The sequence below is a fragment of the Streptomyces sp. FH025 genome (genome assembly GCF_017427025.1).
Taxonomy (GTDB): Bacteria; Actinomycetota; Actinomycetes; order Streptomycetales; family Streptomycetaceae; genus Kitasatospora.
The window spans coordinates 1-1,325 of record NZ_JAFLNG010001162.1 but is presented as its reverse complement, the minus strand read 5'-3'; the positions used below and the strand labels follow the sequence as shown (position 1 = coordinate 1,325).

Annotated in this window: 1 protein-coding gene; it reads right to left on the bottom strand. The window is 72.0% G+C overall.

Translation table 11 applies throughout. The features are described 5' to 3' along the window. Positions 1–1,325, bottom strand: a 1,325-nt coding sequence (locus J0670_RS38145; RefSeq protein ID WP_207817353.1) for a polyketide synthase dehydratase domain-containing protein, incomplete at both ends; no start/stop codon positions are given.

Sequence of the window (1,325 nt, the reverse complement as noted above, 5' to 3'; positions counted from 1 at the left end):
GGCCAGCGGCGTCACCGCCACCCGTGCGACCACCGCATCCGCCGCATGAACGACCACATCGCCCCAGGCGAACGGGACTTCAGCCTGGTCGCGCTGGTCACCCGCACCCACGATCGCGTGCAGAGAGGCGTCCAGCAGAGCGGGGTGCAGTCCAAACCCGGCCGCGCTCACACCGTCCGGCAGCGCGACCTCGGCGAACAGCTCCTCGCCACGCCGCCACACCGCCTGCGTCCCCTGGAACACCGGGCCGTAGGCGAGACCGATCTCAGCCAGGCCCGGGTAGAACCCGTCGAGGTCGACGGCCTCCGCACCGGCCGGCGGCCACTGCGCAAGGTCCGCGTCACCGTCGACGGAGATGCCGACCGGAGCCAGGAAACCGGCGGCGTGCCGGGTCCACTCCTCTTCCGGCAGCGCGCCCTCGGCCTGGGCGTAGACGGCCACCGCGCGACGCCCGGACTCATCCGTCTCGTCCACCGTCACCTGCACCCGCACACCGCCCCGGGCCGGGAGCACCAGCGGCGACTCGATCAGCAGTTCCTCGACCCGGCCGCAGCCTGCCTCGTCGCCGGCCCGCACCACCATCTCGACCAACACGGCGCCCGGCACGACCGCCTGCCCGTCCACCGCGTGATCCGCCAGCCACGGCTGCGCGGACAGCGACAACCGCCCGGTCAGCACCACACCACCACTGGCCGGCAACGCCATCGCCGCACCCAGCAGCGGGTGCCCCGGGGTCTCCAGACCGAGGTCTTCGGCGCGACCGGCGGCGGTGACGCTCAGCCAGTAGCGTTGCCGTTGGAAGGCGTACGTCGGAAGGTCGATCCGCTGGGCGCCGGTGTCCGCGTAGAGCGCGGCCCAATCGACCGGCACGCCGCGGACGAACGCCTTGGCGAGTGCGGTCAGCAGCGCGCGGGGCTCGTCCCGGCCGCGCCGCAGCAGCGGAAGCCAGACCTCCTCCGCCACCTCACCGCCGGTGTCGGTGCGGGTCTGGGGGCCCATGCCGGCGAGAACACCGTCAGGACCGATCTCGATGAACGTCCGCACACCAGCCGCACGCAGGGCGTTCGCCGCATCACCGAAGCGCACGGCCTCACGGACGTGCTTCACCCAGTACGCCGGGTCGGTGACCTCGTCCGTCACCACACCGCCGGTCAACGCCGACACCACGGTGATCCGGGGCTGCTGGTAGTCCACCGCGCCGACGACGCGCGCGAACTCCTCCAGCATCGGTTCCATCAACGGCGAATGGAACGCGTGCGAAACCTGAAGACGCTTCGTGCGCGCCCCACCGTTCGCCAACTCCTCGGCGACAGCGAGTACTTCGT